The 15,847-nt window shown below is 68.0% G+C and carries 15 protein-coding genes; 9 read left to right on the plus strand and 6 right to left on the minus strand.

The window, feature by feature from the left end; translation table 11 throughout:
* Window positions 1–70 precede the first annotated feature (70 nt).
* From QE363_RS06660 to QE363_RS06695, 8 genes are all read left to right on the plus strand, one after another.
* The gene (locus QE363_RS06660) at window positions 71–2,731 is read left to right on the plus strand and encodes a bifunctional [glutamine synthetase] adenylyltransferase/[glutamine synthetase]-adenylyl-L-tyrosine phosphorylase (protein ID WP_309693419.1); all 2,661 of its coding nucleotides are present in this window, start codon (window positions 71–73) and stop codon (window positions 2,729–2,731) included.
* Window positions 2,732–2,735: 4 nt separating this feature from the next.
* Entirely contained in the window at window positions 2,736–3,191 is a 456-nt protein-coding gene (locus tag QE363_RS06665; RefSeq protein WP_309693422.1) for a peroxiredoxin, read from the plus strand.
* A gap of 2 nt (window positions 3,192–3,193) precedes the next feature.
* Entirely contained in the window at window positions 3,194–4,018 is an 825-nt protein-coding gene (locus QE363_RS06670; protein WP_309698117.1) for a ferritin-like domain-containing protein, read from the plus strand.
* 89 nt (window positions 4,019–4,107) lie between these two features.
* Window positions 4,108–4,848, plus strand: coding sequence for a M23 family metallopeptidase (locus QE363_RS06675; protein WP_309693425.1), 741 nt, complete (start codon window positions 4,108–4,110; stop codon window positions 4,846–4,848).
* Between the two features lie 170 nt (window positions 4,849–5,018).
* Window positions 5,019–5,357, plus strand: coding sequence for an iron-sulfur cluster insertion protein ErpA (gene erpA / locus QE363_RS06680; protein WP_307103440.1), 339 nt, complete (start codon window positions 5,019–5,021; stop codon window positions 5,355–5,357).
* A gap of 1 nt (window position 5,358) precedes the next feature.
* Window positions 5,359–6,135, plus strand: a complete 777-nt coding sequence (xth, locus tag QE363_RS06685; protein WP_309693432.1) for an exodeoxyribonuclease III — start codon at window positions 5,359–5,361, stop codon at window positions 6,133–6,135.
* Between the two features lie 512 nt (window positions 6,136–6,647).
* Window positions 6,648–6,869 carry a hypothetical protein gene (locus tag QE363_RS06690; RefSeq protein ID WP_307103444.1) on the plus strand — a complete coding sequence of 74 codons (222 nt, stop codon included), beginning with the start codon at window positions 6,648–6,650 and terminating at the stop codon, window positions 6,867–6,869.
* Window positions 6,870–6,897: 28 nt separating this feature from the next.
* Complete coding sequence (locus tag QE363_RS06695; RefSeq protein ID WP_309693435.1) at window positions 6,898–7,155, plus strand: hypothetical protein; 258 nt, start codon at window positions 6,898–6,900, stop codon at window positions 7,153–7,155.
* Window positions 7,156–7,203: 48 nt separating this feature from the next.
* Here QE363_RS06695 and QE363_RS06700 read toward each other — a convergent pair whose 3' ends face one another.
* Window positions 7,204–8,355: an N-acetyltransferase gene (locus tag QE363_RS06700; RefSeq protein ID WP_309693438.1), complete on the minus strand. Its 1,152-nt coding sequence runs from the start codon at window positions 8,353–8,355 to the stop codon at window positions 7,204–7,206.
* 135 nt (window positions 8,356–8,490) lie between these two features.
* Between QE363_RS06700 and QE363_RS06705 the strand changes: the two genes are divergently transcribed.
* Window positions 8,491–9,585 (plus strand): fatty acid desaturase, encoded by a 1,095-nt coding sequence (locus QE363_RS06705; protein WP_309693441.1) that lies wholly within the window; start codon window positions 8,491–8,493, stop codon window positions 9,583–9,585.
* Window positions 9,586–9,842: 257 nt separating this feature from the next.
* Here the strand turns inward: QE363_RS06705 and lptG are convergent, their stop codons facing one another.
* The 5 genes from lptG to QE363_RS06730 all read right to left on the minus strand — a co-directional run bounded on the left by lptG (window position 9,843) and on the right by QE363_RS06730 (window position 15,839).
* Complete coding sequence (lptG, locus tag QE363_RS06710) at window positions 9,843–10,940, minus strand: LPS export ABC transporter permease LptG (protein WP_307103452.1); 1,098 nt, start codon at window positions 10,938–10,940, stop codon at window positions 9,843–9,845.
* Complete coding sequence (lptF, locus tag QE363_RS06715; protein ID WP_307103453.1) at window positions 10,937–12,136, minus strand: LPS export ABC transporter permease LptF; 1,200 nt, start codon at window positions 12,134–12,136, stop codon at window positions 10,937–10,939. The genes lptG and lptF overlap by 4 nt, the downstream gene beginning before the upstream one ends.
* A 189-nt stretch (window positions 12,137–12,325) precedes the next feature.
* Window positions 12,326–14,191 carry an ATP-binding protein gene (locus tag QE363_RS06720; protein ID WP_373424728.1) on the minus strand — a complete coding sequence of 622 codons (1,866 nt, stop codon included), beginning with the start codon at window positions 14,189–14,191 and terminating at the stop codon, window positions 12,326–12,328.
* A 117-nt stretch (window positions 14,192–14,308) separates the two neighbouring features.
* Complete coding sequence (spt, locus tag QE363_RS06725) at window positions 14,309–15,571, minus strand: serine palmitoyltransferase (protein WP_309693447.1); 1,263 nt, start codon at window positions 15,569–15,571, stop codon at window positions 14,309–14,311.
* Between the two features lie 22 nt (window positions 15,572–15,593).
* Complete coding sequence (locus tag QE363_RS06730; RefSeq protein ID WP_294272475.1) at window positions 15,594–15,839, minus strand: acyl carrier protein; 246 nt, start codon at window positions 15,837–15,839, stop codon at window positions 15,594–15,596.
* Between the last annotated feature and the right edge of the window lie 8 nt (window positions 15,840–15,847).

Here is a 15,847-nt window from a genome sequence, read left to right on the forward strand (position 1 = left end):
TGTGAAGCTGCTTCGTTAACCTCCGGGAAAGCCTTTTGCGGTGCGCGCGCAAGAGGGTAGAAGCGGCGGCATGAATGTCCCCGCCTGTCCGCAACTGCCCGATGCCCTCGACCGGGCGCGGCGTCATTCCCCCTTTCTGGCAATGCTGCTCGACCGCGAGCCGGAAATCGCAGCGATGGCTAGCGAAGGGCGGCTGGCTGATCTGCCGATGCTCGACCCCACGCTGCCGGTCGGCACCGCGCTGCGCCGGCGGCGGCGCGCGGTGGCGCTGACCGTCGCGCTGGGGGATTTGGCGGGCATCTATGACCTGACCGAAGTGACCCGCCGGCTGACCGACTTTGCCGACGAGGCGCTGTCTCACGCGATCCGCGCGGCGATCCTGGAGCGGACGCCGGATGCCGAGCCGGTCGGCTTCGCCGCCATCGCGCTGGGGAAACAGGGCAGCCGCGAACTCAACTATTCCTCCGATATCGACCCCATCCTGATCTTCGACCCCGAGACATTGCCCCGCCGCCCGCGCGAGGAACCCGAAGAGGCGGCGGTGCGGATCGGCAAGCGGGTGGTCGAACTGCTCCAGGCGCGCGACGGCGATGGCTATGTCCTGCGCGTCGATCTGCGGCTGCGGCCCTCGCCCGAGGCGACGCCGATCGCGATTCCCGTCGAGGGGGCGATCGCCTATTATGAAAGCCAGGCGCTGACCTGGGAGCGCGCGGCGTTCATCCGAGCGCGCGCGGCGGCGGGGGACATGGCGCTGGGCCAGCGTTTCCTCGACGCGATCCGGCCCTTCGTCTGGCGTCGCGCGCTGGATTTCGGTGCGGTGGGCGAAATCCGCGACCTGACCCGGCGGATCCGCGATCACCATGCGCAGGGACAGGCGCTGGGCCCCGGCTATGACCTGAAGCGCGGGCGCGGCGGGATTCGCGAGATCGAGTTCTTCGCGCAGATCCACCAGCTGATCCATGGCGGCCGCGACCCGTCGCTGCGCGCGCCCGCCACCCGCGACGCGCTGGCGCGGCTGGCCGAGGCGGGGCGGATCGATCCGGGCGAAGCGGCGGCGCTGTCCGACGCCTATGTCCTGCTGCGCACCATCGAACACCGGGTGCAGATGATCGACGATCGCCAGACGCACCAACTGCCCAAAGGCGAGGCGCTCGACCGGGTGGCGCATCTGCACGGGCTGGCGGACGGCGCGACGCTGGTCGCGACGCTGGCCCCGGTCACCGCGCGGGTCGGGCAATGCTATGATGCGCTGGACGCCGACGAGCGGCCGCGGCTGCCGCACGACCCGGTGCTGCTGAGCGAACGGCTGGTCGCGGCGGGCCTGCGCGATATCGAGGCGGCGGCGCGGCGGATCGCGGCCTGGCGTGGCGGCGACTATCCCGCGCTGCGCAGCCCGGCGGCGCGCGAGGCGCTCGACGCGGTGCTGCCGACCCTGGTCGAGGCGCTGGGCGAGGCGCCCGACCCGGACGCCGCGCTGCTCAAGCTCGATTCGCTGTTCGAGCGGATGACGAGCGCGATCAACATCTTCCGCCTGCTGGAGGCGCGGCCGGGGCTCGCCAGCCTGACCGTCGCGATCCTCAGCCATGCCGCGCCGCTGGCGACCGAACTGGCGCGGCGACCCGCCTTGCTCGACGGGCTGATCGACGCTTCGGCCTTCGAGCCGCTGCCGGCGATCGCGGTCCTCGAACACGCGATGCGGGGCGGCGAGGCGGGGCAGGATTATCAGGACCGGCTGGACCATGTCCGCCGCGTCGTCGGCGAGTTGCGGTTCGCGCTGGGCGCGCAGATCGTGGCGGGGCGTGCCGATCCGCTGGAGGTGGCGGGCGGCTATGCCCGCGTCGCCGAGGCGGCGGTCGGGGTGCTGGCGCAGGCGACGGTGGACGCATTCGTCGCGGCGCATGGCCGAGTGCCGGATAGCGAGCTGGTGATATTGGCGCTGGGCCGGATGGGCGGGGCGGCGCTGACCCATGCCTCGGACCTCGACCTCGTCTATCTGTTCACCGGCGATTTCGCGGCCGAGTCCGACGGTCCCAAGCCGCTGGGCGCGACGCTCTATTACAACCGGCTGGCGCAGCGGGTGACGGCGGCCCTGTCGGTGCCGACCCAGGCGGGGCCGCTCTATCCGGTCGACACCCGGCTGCGTCCCTCGGGCACGCAGGGACCGCTGGTCGTCTCGGTCGACAGTTTCGCGCGTTACCAGAGCGAAGATGCCTGGACCTGGGAGCATATGGCGCTGACCCGCGCGCGGCCGATCTTCGGATCGGCCGCGGCGCGCGCGCATGTCGCGGCGATCATCGCCGACGTGCTGGGCGGCCACCGCCCGCCGCGCGACGTGCAGGCCGAGGCGGGCGAGATGCGCCGCGAGATGGCGCGGCACAAGCCGCCGCAGGGTCCTTTCGACGTGAAGCTGCTGCCCGGCGGTCTGGTCGATCTGGAGTTCGCGGTGCATCGGACCCAGCTGGCCGAGCGGACCGGCTTTGCCCCCGATCTTGCGCAGGCGATCGCGGCGCTGGTTGGGCAGGGGCTGATGCCGCCCGCCATGGCGCAGGCGCATGACGTGCTGACCCGCGCGCTGGTCGCCTTCCGCCTGCTGGTCCCCGATGGGCAGGAGCCGCCCGTCGCCACCCGCCCGCTGATCGCGCGCGCCATGGGGCTGGCCGATTGGGCGGCGGTGGTTGCCACGCTGGAGGCGACGCGGCAGGAGGTGCTCCACGTCTGGCAAGGAGAATGAGGCGATGGACAAGGGCGATCCGATTCCGGGGGTCACGGTGACCACGGCCGAGGGACAGCCGCTGGCGCTGGGCGAGGTGGCGGGGCCGCTGGTCGTCTATTTCTACCCCAAAGACGATACGAGCGGCTGCACCCGTGAGGCGCAGGACTTCACCGCGCTGGCCGAGGCTTTCCGGGCGGCGGGCGTGCGGGTGATCGGCATCTCCAAGGACAGCCCCGCCAAGCATCAGAAATTCGCGGCGAAATACGAGCTGGCCGTCGAACTCGCCAGCGACGAGGACGGCACCGCGTGCGAGGCGTTCGGCGTGTGGGGCGAGAAGAAGCTGTACGGCAAGACCTATATGGGGATCGAGCGCGCGACCTTCCTGTTCGACCGCGAGGGGCGGCTGGCGACCAGCTGGCGCAAGGTAAAGGTGCCCGGACATGCCGAGGCCGTGCTGGAGGCGGCGCGCGCGCTTTGACCATGACCAGCCTGGCCGATGCGTGCGCAGCGGTGCTGCGCGAGAGCGACCCGCTGACCAAGGTGCGGCTGGCCCGTGCGGCGGCGCGCGCGTGGCGGCGCGGCGATCTGGCGCATCGGTTCGACGCGGCAATGCCCGACGCGCCGGGGCGGCCCGCGCGTCCCGAATTGCTGCCGCCCAACCGCATGCCCAAGCGCGGGCGCGGCGGATCGGAAAAGGGGCGGATCGCGCTGCTCCATGCGCTGGCGCATATCGAGTTCGCGGCGATCGACCTGGCCTTCGATGCGGCGGGTCGCTTCGGCGCGCAGTTTCCGCGCAGCTTCGCCGACGACTGGATCTCGGTCGGCGCGGACGAAGCGATGCACTTCGCGGTGCTGTATCGGCGGCTGCGGGCGCTGGGCTCGGGTTATGGCGAGCTGCCCGCCCATGCCGGATTGTGGGAGGCGGCGGAGGAGACCGCGCATGACGCGATGGCGCGGCTGGCGGTCGTGCCGCTGGTGCTGGAGGCGCGCGGGCTGGACGTCACGCCGGAGACGGTCGCGCGGGTTCGCGCCGGGGGCGACGAGGTGTCCGCGCGCATCCTCCAGCGCATCTATACCGACGAGATCCGCCATGTCGGATTCGGTGCCAAATGGTTCGGCTATCTCGCCGCGAACCATGACATCGCGCCCGCCGAGCATTGGCGGATGCTGGTCCGCCGCCACTTTCGCGGGGTCGTTAAGCCACCGTTCAACGACTCGGCGCGCGCCGCTGCCGGTCTGACGCGCGACTTCTATGCGCCCCTTGCGGACGAGGAACCTTCGACGGCACAAGCTGACCGTCTGTAACGCGGTGGGGCTGCGAAACAGCATTGGATGGACGAAAGCCGGGCGATCCCGACAATGGGTGCGCTCGGCCGGAAAATTGCCGGGGTTCGATGAAGCAGCGTCATACGTGGGGTAAATCGATTGCGGCACTCGTCGGAATCCTGACTGTCACCCTTTCCGGCCAGGGCGCCATCGCCGCCACCGGCCGTGCCGCCGCCACCCACAGCCCCGCAGGCCATGCCGCTCCCGCCAAGGCGGTCGGCGGCGAGTATATCCCCGCCAACAGCGCCGAAGCCTCCGCCGACCTGCGCACCGACCAGCAGTTCCGCACCCTGTTCCAGACCTGGAAGAAGATGGACTCGGTCCAGAAGGGCGTGATCGCCATTCCGTCGGTCCAGCCGGTCGAACAGCTCAAGTTCACCAGCAATTTCGGCATCCGTTCCGACCCGTTCCGTGGCACCGCCGCGATGCATGCCGGGGTCGATATTCCTGGCCCGGTCGGCACCCCCATCTATGCCACCGCCGACGGCATCGTCGATCATGCCGGTTGGCAGGGCGGCTATGGCAATCTGGTCGAGATCAACCATGGCAAGGGTATCGCCACCCGCTATGGCCATTTGTCCAAGATCCTGGTCGCCGACGGCGCGCGGGTGACCCGCGGCCAGCTGATCGCGCTGATGGGCTCGACCGGCCGCTCGACCGGCCCGCACCTCCATTATGAAGTCCGCATGGACGGCCATGCGGTCAACCCGGTGCCCTTCCTGACCACCGGCGACTATCTGATGGCGTCGCAGGATCATGCGATCCACCAGATTCCGGTGTCGACCGACGGTCCCGCCGCGCAGGACTGATCGATATTCCTTCCTCGCAAGGGGAGGGGGACCATGCTCGACATGGTGGAGGGGTGTCTCGCTGGCCGGGACACCCCTTCGTCAGTCCTAAGGACGGCCACCTTCCCTTGCAGGGGAGGAATAGTGCGATCGGGATTGTTCACCCGGCCCCCTGCGCCTATCTGATCCCCATGGCCACCCAGATTTCCGACATCGCGCTGACTCCGTCCGCCGCCGCCCGCGTCGCGGCGATCGCCGAGCGGCAGAACAAGCCCGCCATCCTGCGCCTTTCGGTCGAAGGGGGCGGCTGTTCGGGCTTCCAGTACAAGTTCGGGCTGGCCGACAGCCCGGCCGAGGACGACACGGTCGCCGAGACGAACGGCGTCCGGCTGGTCGTCGACAGCATCAGCCTGGACCTCGTGCGCGGGGCGGAGGTCGATTATGTCGAATCGCTGGGCGGCGCGGCGTTTCGCGTGACCAATCCCAACGCGGCTTCGGGCTGCGGCTGCGGCACCAGCTTCGCGGTCTGACGTGAAGATCACCACCTACAATATCAACGGGATCAAAGCCCGTTTGCCCCGCCTGCTCGAATATCTGGCCGAGGCGGACGCCGATATCGTCTGTCTTCAGGAGCTGAAGACCAGCGACGAGACCTTTCCCGCCGCGGAGATCGAGGCGGCGGGGTACGGCGCGGTCTGGCACGGGCAGAAGAGCTGGAACGGCGTCGCAGTGCTGGCGCGCGGCACCCAGCCGGTCGAGCGGCAGCGCGGGCTGGCGGGCGAGCCCGAGGACGAGCATAGCCGCTATCTGGAATGCCAGGTCGGCGATCTGGTCGTCGCCTCGCTCTATCTGCCCAACGGCAATCCGCAGCCGGGGCCGAAATTCGATTACAAGCTGCGCTGGATGGAGCGGCTGGCCGCGCGCGCTCGGGCCCTGCTGGCCGAGGAAGTGCCTGCGGTGCTGGCGGGGGATTACAACGTCATCCCGAATGACGACGACACCTTCTCGGTGCCCGCCATGGCCAGCGATGCGCTGATGCAGCCGGAGAGCCGCGCGGCCTATCGCCGGTTGCTGGCGCAGGGCTGGACCGACTCGCTGCGCACCCGCGCGCCCAAGGGCGGGGTGTGGACCTTCTGGGACTATCAGGCCGGGTCGTGGCAGCGCGATGCGGGTTTCCGCATCGACCATCTGCTGCTCAGCCCGCAGGCGGCGGACCGGCTGGTCGATGCCGGGGTCGACAAAAGCTATCGCGGCCGGGAAAAGGCCAGCGACCACGCCCCGACCTGGGTGCGGCTGCGCGGCGACTGACGCCGGGCCGGGCCATCCCGGCAAAGGCTGGCCCCCTGCGCGCCGTCCCCGTTTCCAAGGTCTCCGGCATTTGCCGGGGCCATTGGATCTGGGGCCTATCGATAGTCAGCGATGCCCTTCCTTCCCTCGCCCCTCGCAGAGGGGAGAGGGTTGCGCAGACTTGGCCTTTGCGAAAGCAAAGGCTTAGTCGGAGCTGGGTGAGGGGTGGGCGCTCGCGAAGCGAGCGCGCGAGCCCTTGGGCTCGCTCAACCCCTCACCCAAGCTGCGCTAGCCAGCAGGCTGGCAAGCTTCGCTAACCCTCTCCCCTGTCCAGGGGAGAGGGAATAAGAGGCAATAGGCCGGGCGCGTCGGTGAAGTTTGCCAACTCTATTGGTATAAGTCCCCGGCATTTGGCGGTTTATGCCATATCCGAAAATGAAAAATCCGGGTTTTTCAACGTTTCCACTGTATGGCACGCATAATGCAGTAACTCACCCGTCGGAGCCGATCCGACGCCAAAGGGAGTTACCACCATGTTCGCTTCGCTGCTGATCGCCTCCGCCCTCTCCGCCGCCCCTGCACCGGCCGCGACGCCGTCGCCCTCCTCGGCCCGGACGGCGGTGTCGGACACCACCCGCTATTGCATCATCGCGAACATCACCGGCTCGCGCATCCCTCGCAAGATCTGCCGCACTGCGGCCGACTGGATCGCGGTCGAGGGCGAGGTCCCCGGCGTCCCGGTCAAGACCCGCTGATCGCCGCCCCGAGGAACGGAGAGAAACGATGCTGTTCGCCCTGATCGCCGCTGCCGCCGCCAGCCTGACCGCAGTCCCCTCGCACGAGGCCGAGGTCAAGCCCGTGCCCGTCGCGGCGGCCGTCCCGCCCGCCCAGGCGCCCGGCCTGGCCCCGGCCAAGACGGTTCGCTACTGCTTCCGCAACGTGCAGGAAGACCATATCGTCGTCGGCAAGCTCTGCCGCACCCGTGCCCAGTGGATGTGGCACGGCGTCGACCCGCTCGACTATATCGGCCGACGCAAGTGACCGTGAAGGGCAGGGGCCGCCGCGACCGGGCGGCCCCGCCCGCCGCGATCAGCCCAGATCGCGGGCATAGACATTGTAGGTCTTGTTCACCCGGCTGTTGATCGTCTCGGCGATCGAGCGCATCCCCTGATTGTCGTCGAGGATCCAGCCGATCTCGCCTCGCGAGGCGCCATATTTCGTCACCGAGGCGCGGCGGATATATTCGATCATCATGAAAGCCAGCTGGCTCGCCATGCGCGACGACTGAAGCTCCTTGACCACTCCCATCAACGGCACGCGCATCGTCCGCACCCTGGGCGCGCGCAGCCACAGCAGCAGCTTGGCCCAGCCGAAGGGCAGCAGGCTGCCCTTGAGCGGCTTGATCGCCTCGTTCAGGTCGGGGAGGGTGATCATGAAGGCGACCGGCTTGCCGTCCAGTTCGGCGATGCGGATCAGGTCGTTGAACACGATCGGCTTCAGCTTGACGCCGACATCCTTGATCTCGGGCGGGGTCAGCGGGATGAAGCCCCAATTGTCCGACCATGCATCGTTCAGGATGCTCAGGATGATCGCGGCCTCTTCCTCGAACCTGGCCTTGTTCACCTCGCGGACGCGGATGCGCTCGTTTTTCTCGCCCGACTTGATGATCCGCTGGACGATCGGCGGAAATTCCTGCGTAATGTCCAGCTCATAGGTGAAGAGCTGCTTGATCGTCGTGTAACCCGCCGCCTCGATCCAGCCCTGATATTCGGGGCGGGCATGGCCCATCATGATCGTCGGGTCCTGGTCGAAACCCTGGACCAGCAGGCCCGGCTCTTCCCAGACCGACTGCGACACGGGGCCGATCGCGCGAGTCATGCCCTGTTCGCGCAGCCAGCCCTCGGCCGTGGCCAGCAGCGCGGTGAACACCTCCTGCCGCTCGGCATCCATCAGGCCCCAGAAGCCGGTGCCCGGCCCGAACCCCTTGGACGGATCCATCTCGAGCGCCAGCGTGTCGAGATGCGCGGAGATGCGTCCGACGACGCGGCCATTCTCTTCCGCCAGGAACAGCTGTGCCTTGGCATGGCTGTACCACCCGTTCTTCTCCGGGGTGATCAGGCCCAGCGCCTCGCCCTTCAGCGGCGGCACCCAGTGCGGATCGTTCGCGTACAGACCGAAGGGAAAGTCCACGAAGGTCTTGCGGTCGCGCTTGGTGGCGACGGGGCGGATCGAAAGGGCCATGTCTGATCGGGTCCAGCGGAAACGGGAAAACCATGTCCTAACCGTCTGGTTCGATCATGGCGAGTGAGGATTCCGTCATTGCCGGACGTGGGAATGCCACCGTGTCGCCACTATGTGGGGGCAAAGGATAGAGCTATGGAATCGACGCTTTCTTTCGAACGGGCCGTCTCCGCCGCTGCGGCGACGCCCGCCGCGCGTGTCCCGATCGCGGACGACAAGGCGATGCTGCGCGCCGCCGCCGAACTGACCCGCGACCTGATCGCGCCGCGTCCCCGGCTCTATTGGGCCGACATGGTGGGCAGCGCGCTGGTCGGTTATGCCGCGCTGGCGGTGGCGGTCACCGCCTCGTCGACCGGGGTGATCGTCGCGGCATCGGTCGTGTCGGTGCTGGCGCTGTACCGCGCGCTGCTGTTCATCCACGAAGTCAGCCATATGAAGCACTCGGCGCTGCCGCGTTTTCGCGAGGGCTGGAACGCGCTGGTCGGCGTGCCGCTGCTGACGCCCGCCTTCATGTATGAGGGCGTGCACAATCTGCACCATGCCAAGACCCGCTATGGCACGGCCGACGATCCCGAATATCTGCCGCTGGCGCTGATGAAGCCGTGGACGCTGCCGATGTTCGTCCTGGTGTCCGCGCTGGCGCCGCTGGGGTTGCTGATCCGTTTCGCGATCCTGTCGCCCTTGTCCTGGGTCGTGCCGGGGCTCCGCCGGATCGTGGTCGAGCGTTATTCGGCGCTGGCGATCAATCCGCAGTTCCGCCGTCGCATGCCCGAGGGTGAGGCGCTGGTCCGCTTCAACCGGACCGATGCGGCGGCCTCGATCTGGGCGATCGCGCTGGTGGCGCTGGTCGCGACGGGGGTGATCCCGGTGCGCGGCTTTGCGATCGGTTTCGCGATCGGCTCGGCGGTGGCGGTGCTGAACCAGGTCCGGACGCTCGTCGCCCATCTTTGGGAGAATGAGGGCGAGCCGATGACCGTGACCGCGCAATATCTGGACTCGGTCAACGTGCCGCCGCCCGCCTTGCTGCCCGGCCTGTGGGCGCCGGTGGGGCTGCGCTATCACGCGCTGCACCACCTGCTGCCGTCGCTGCCCTATCATGCGCTGGGCGAGGCGCATCGCCGGATCAGCGCGGCGCTGGAGCCGAACTCGCCCTATCACAAGGCCAGCTACAAGGGCCTGCCGGGGCTGGTCGCGAAGATTGGCCTAAGCACCTTCCACCGGGGGAAGTGAGCGAAAGGTGCCGGGCGAGGGATGGGGCGTGCGCTTAGACTTGGCTCGGCGCGAACGGCCTTCCCGGTAATCCCATCATCCGTTCAGCCTGAGCACAGTCGAAGGCCAAGGGAAATCCCTGTCCAGCTGCTATCCCTAGCCCGCGCTTCTGACGAAGCTGGGTTGGATCAACATTCAGTATTGCTTCTTCTTCCCTCTCCCCTCTGCGAGGGGCAAGGGAAGGAAAGGCATGGCCGAATGTCGATCCTATCTGGCCCCTATTCCTCGGTCCGGAACAGGACCGCTTCGCCGATCAGCAGGAACAACAGGATCGGCGCCCATGCCGCGAGGAAGGGCGGGTACGCCCCCAGGTCGCCCATCGCCATCGAGAAATTGTCCGCCACGAAATAGGCGAAGCCCAGCGCCATGCCGATCACCGCGCGGACGAACAGCTTGCCCGAGCGTGCGATGCCGAAGGCGGCGACCGCGCCCAGCAGCGGCATCAGCATGGCCGACATCGGCGCGGACAGCTTATGCCACAGCGATCCCTCCAGCGAGGTGGTCGGCCGTCCCGCTTCGCGCAGATCGTCGATCGCGCTCGACAATGCGTCGAAGGACATGTTGTCGGCGCTGACGCTGGCCAGGGTCAGCTGTTCGGGCGTCACGCCCCGGCCGACGATCAGCGAGGGGAAGGTGGTGACCTTGCCCGACGCCACCTGGAACCGGGTAGCGGGGCCGATCCGCCAGCCATCGCCGTCACGCTGCCCGCGTGGCGCACGCACGATCGCCACCAGGCTGCCGCCCGTCCGGTCATAGAGCGTCACGCCGCCCAGCTGGGTCCTGGCGCCGCGCCCCTGGATCAGATCGACCGAGATCAGGTCGTCGCCGTCGCGCACCCAGACATTGGACCGGTCGCCGCTGTCGATGGGCAGCGGGCCATATTGGACCTTCTGCCAGGCGCTGAGCGTCGCGCTGGCGCGCGGTACGATGCGGTCGTTGAACACGAAGCTGACCACCGCCACGCCCGCGCTGGCGATCAGCAGCGGGGCAAGCACCTGATGCGCCGACATGCCCGCCGCCTTCAGCGCAATGACTTCCGAATTCTGGTTCATCGTGAAGAAGGTCAGGATGGTGCCGAGCAGCACCGAGAAGGGCAGCAGGAACGAGATGATCTGCGGCGCACGCAGCGACACGTAACGCCACACCTGCGCCTGGCCGTTGCCGGGCGCGGCCAGCACCGCGCCGGACTCGCTCAGCACGTCCAGCGTCTGGAGCACCAGCGCCACCGCGAACAGGATGGCGAAGGTGCGGATCAGGAACATCTTCGCCATGTAGATGGCGATCGTCCTGGACGGGAAAATGTTGGACAGGCTCATGCCGTATAGGCCTTTTTCCGGCGGCGGCCGGGCAGCCAGCGGCCGATCGCCTTGGCGATCTTGGCCACGCCGCGCTCCAGCGCCCCGATCGGCTGGCCGCCTGGGACATAGGCGGTCACATAATACATCCAGAGGACCAGCCCCGCAAAGACCGCGAACGGCCCCCATAGCGCCAGCAGCGGATCGACCTTGCCCAGCGCGCCGATATCGGCGGCATATTGGTTCACCTTGAAATAGGTGACGAGCATGACGATCGACAGGAAGACGCCCAGCGCCGAGGTCGATCGCTTGGGCGGAATGCCCAGCGACACCGCGAGCAGCGGCAACAGGAACATCGTCACCACCTCGACCACGCGGAAATGGAATTCCGCCCGGCTACCCGCGCGCGCCTCGGCGCTTTGGGCATCCTGGCCGTGGCGGGCCAGTTCGGGAAGGGTGAACTCCAAGTCGCGGCCGCCGCGCTGGCGGAAATTGTCGAACTTGGGCAGGTCGATCGGCAGGTCGTGGCTGGAGAAGCTCAGCACGCGCGGCGCCTTGAACTCGGGCCGGTTGTGGATCAGCGTGCCGTTGGTCAGCCGGAAGATGATGACATTGGGATCGTCGGTCGCCAGGAACCGCCCGCGCTGCGCCGTCACGCCGATCCAGTCGCCCTTGGAGGTGTTGGCGTGGACGAAGATGCCCGACAGGTCGCGGCCATTTTCGCGGCTCTCCTCGATGCGCAGCGTCATGCGGTCGCCCAGATGGGTGAACTCGCCGACCTTGATCGAGGCGCCCAGCGCGCCGGTGCGCAGCTCGTAGCGCAGCCCCTCATAATAATAGCGCGCGATCGGCTGGATATAGCCGACGATCGCCAGGTTCAGCGCGGCGAGCACGATCGCGTACATATAGGGGACGCGCAGCAGCCGGGTATAGCTCATGCCGACGCCGCGCATCACGTCCAGCTCGGACGAGGTGGCCAGGCGACGAAAGGCCAGCAGGATGCCCAGCATCAGCCCGATCGGAATGCCCAGCCCCAGATATTCGGGCAGCAGGTTGGCGAGCATCCGCCACACCACGCTGATCGGCCCGCCTTCGGTCGCGACGAATTCGAACAGGCGGCGGATGCGATCGAGCACCAGCAGCATCGCCGAGATGATCAGCGTCGCGAACAGCGGCAACGCGATCAGCCGGGCCATGTAGCGATCGATGGACTTCATGCGGGGGACATCACTCGCGCGATAAAACGGCCATGGCTATACGATCGGGGGAAGGGCGCGTCACCCCTTGTTTGCGATGGATCGGCGTGGCCTTCGACTTCGCCCGGACCGAACCGAGGTCGTATGCGGGACGGGGCAGCAAAAGTCGTTCAGTCCGAGTGACATCGAGGGCCATGCCTCGACCCCGGCTCAAGCCGCCGCGCTGACCGACCCGTCCCCGACATTGCGCGCCAGCGCCGCCGCCACCGCCCGCTCCAGTCCTACCAGGGTAAAGGGCTTGCGCAGCACCTCATAGCCCTCGAACCCGGTCGCCTGCGCATCGCCCGCAAAGCCGGTGACGAACAATACCGCGACCTCGGGGTAGCGGGGGCGGAGCGCGGCGATCATCTCCGGTCCGGTCTGGTGCGGCATCAGCACGTCCGACACGATCAGCCTGATGTCGGCCTGGCGCGCCAGCATCCCCTCGGCCTCGCGCGGATCGCCGCAGGGCAGGGGATCGTGCCCCAGCTCGGTCAGCGCGGCCATCGTCGCCGACAGCACGCGCGGATCGTCCTCGACCACCAGGATGCGCATGCCGCCGGTGTCCTCGGCGTCCGGCGCGGGGGCGACCGGCTCGGCCACGGGGGCGGGGGCGGTCGCGGCGTGGTGGCGCGGGAAATAGAGATGGACCGTGGTCCCCGCACCGGGCGCGGTGCGGATGGTGACGTCGCCGTCCATCTGGCCGACCAGCCCGAAAATCTGGCTGAGCCCCAGTCCGGTGCCCTTGCCCGCGGGCTTGGTGGTGAAGAAGGGCTCGAACACCCGCTCGGCGACCTCGGGCGACATGCCCGCGCCGGTGTCGGTCACCGACAACAGGATATAGTCACCCGCCGCCGCGCGCGGCAGCTCGTTTGCCATCACATGCGCCTCGGCGGTGCGGATGGTCAGCTCGCCGCGCCCGTCCATCGCGTCGCGGGCATTCACCGCGAGGTTCAGGATCGCATTCTCCATCTGCGTCCGGTCGCCGAACAGCATCCAGCCGGTCGTCCGGTCCTCGACCGTCACCTTCACCCCGTCGCCCAGCGTCCGGTCGAGCAGGTCGCGCATCCCCGCCACCAGTTGCCGGGGCACGAGCGGCTCGGGGGTCAGCGCCTCCTCGCGGCTGAACATCAGCAATCGCCGGGTCAGCGCGGCGGCGCGGTGCGCGCCCTCGGTCGCGCTGTCGAGATGGCGGCGGACATCCTCCACCCCGTCCGCCCGGCGCGCCAGTTCCAGTCCGCCCAGAACGACTGCCAGCATATTGTTGAAATCATGCGCGATCCCGCCGGTCAGCTGGCCCAGCGCGTCCATCTTCTGCACCTGGCGCAGCTTGGCTTCCTGGAGCTTCAGCTCCTCGGTCGCGGCATCGACCGCGTCCGCCAGTTCCTCGGCACGGGCGCGTTCGGCATGCGCCTCGGCGCGCGCCTCCGCCCGCTCGCCGACGGCATGGACGATCATCCAAGCCAGCAGGATCGCGCCGAGCGCCAGCGCCAGCCCGAACAGGCCCAGCCCGCTGGCGATCCTGTTGGAATGCAGCACCGTGTCGCGCGCTGCGGCGGTGCGTTGTTCGAGCAGGCGGCGCTCGCCCGCGATCAGGACGTTGAGCGTCCGGTTGATCTGCAACAGCGCCTCGGCCCGCCGCGCCTGGTGATAGAGCGCATAGGCCTGGCGATCGCGGTGATAGGTGGTCGACAGGGCGATGGCCGACAGCTCGCGCCCGCGTGCCTCATAGGCGGCGCGCAGCTGGTCGACCAGCCGCTGCTGCCGGGAATCCTCGACCAGCATGTCCAGCCGGTCGAGCTGCGCCGCCGCCAGCGACCATTCTTCCGAATAGATCTGCCCGATCTTGTTGTCGCCCGAGATGACGTACCGCCCGAGCGACGCCTCCGACCGGGCGATCGTGCCCTCCACGGTGCGGGCCAGGATCATCACGTCATAGCTGCGGCTTTGCAGGTCGAGCGCGCGGTCCCGCTCGCGATTGGCATGGCCCAGCGTGACGATGAGCAGGACCAGCGTCGCCGCGCCGGTCAGCGCCATGGCGATCAGCGCAAAGGTCCGCCACCGGCCGACCCTTCCCTGGTCCTCCTGTTCGATCACGGTCGCCACGCTATCGCAAGCATGGGATATTGCAAAGCCGCCAGGGGCATAGGCCGATCAGGCGAGAACGCCGACCGCCTGCCCCGCCGCCCGGAACATGCCCAGCACCGTTTCGATCTGTTCGGGCGTATGCTCGGCGCAGATCGAGCAGCGCAGCAGGAAGGTCCCCGCCGGGGTCGCGGGCGGGCGCGCCATGTTGACGTAGAGACCGCCGTCGAGCAGCGCCTGCCACATGATGACCGCCTGTTCCTGGTCGTCCAGGATCACCGCGACGATCGCGCTGTCGCAGTTTTCGGTGCCCAGGCGGAACCCCATCGCCTTCAGCCCGCCATGCAGCGCGCGCGCGTTCGACCACAGCCGCTCGCGCTTTTCGTGCGCAGTCATCAGCTTGCGGATCGAGGTCGTCGCGGTCGCCACCACCGAGGGAGGCAGCGAGGCGGTGAAGATATAGGGGCGGCAGGCCAGGCGCACCGCCTCGAACTTCGGATGGTTGGACACGACGAAGCCGCCGACCGTGCCGACCGACTTGGAGAAGGTGCCGACGACGAAATCGACCTGGCCTTCCAGTCCCTGCGCCTCGTACACGCCGCGCCCGTTGGGGCCGAAAAAGCCCATCGAATGCGCCTCGTCGACCAGCACCATGCAGCCGTGCTTCTTGGCGACCGCGACCATTTCCTTCAGCGGGGCGATGTCGCCCAGCATCGAATAGACGCCCTCCAGCACGACCAGCTTGGCGGGCTCCTTGGGCAGTCGGCCCAGCCGCTTGTCGAGATCCTCGACCGAATTGTGGCGGAAGCGGACGATCTCGGCATTGCCCTGCTGGCAGCCGTCATAGATCGAGGCATGGCTGTCGGCGTCGAGGATGACATATTCCCCCTTGCCCGCCAGCGTCGAGATGATGCCGAGGTTCGCCATATAGCCGGTCGAGAAGACGATCGCGCCGGTCGTGCCGTAGAAATCGCGAAGCGCCTGTTCGACTTCCATATGGTCGTGGAAGGTGCCGTTGAGCATCCGGCTGCCGTTCGTGCCCGAGCCGAACTGTTCGAGCGCCGTCTTGCCCGCCGCGATCACGTCCGCGTCGAAGGTCATGCCCATATAATTATAGGTGCCGAGCAGGATCGTGTCCTTGCCCCGGATCACGGCCTCGGTGGGCGACTTCACCTGTTCCATCACGATCGCGAAGGGATCGGTGACGCCCGAGTCGAGCAGCTTCTGCCGCTCGGCGATCAGGCCGTCGAACTTGGACAGCAGGTCATGCTCGGGGGCGACCGTCTCGGGGTCGGCGGGCAGGGCGTGGGGCTGGGCGGCGGCTTCGGTCATGTCGGTGTCCGTTTGGAGGCGATCAGGCTTGCTTCAGCTTTTCGACCGCGTCGACCAGCTGGCCGACATTCTCGATCTCGGCCTGCATGTTCATCGTGATGATGATGTCGAATTCGTCCTCGATCGCGGCGACGAAATCCATCACCGTCAGGCTGTCCCACTCCAGGTCGCCCTGGAAGGTCGTCGCCTCGGTCAGTTCGACACCCTTTTTGTTGAAGGGCGCGATCTGGGCCGCGACGGTGTCGAAAATGGCTTGGCGGTCGCTCATGATGATCC

The organism is Sphingomonas sp. SORGH_AS_0870 (assembly GCF_031453175.1).
GTDB lineage: Bacteria > Pseudomonadota > Alphaproteobacteria > Sphingomonadales > Sphingomonadaceae > Sphingomonas.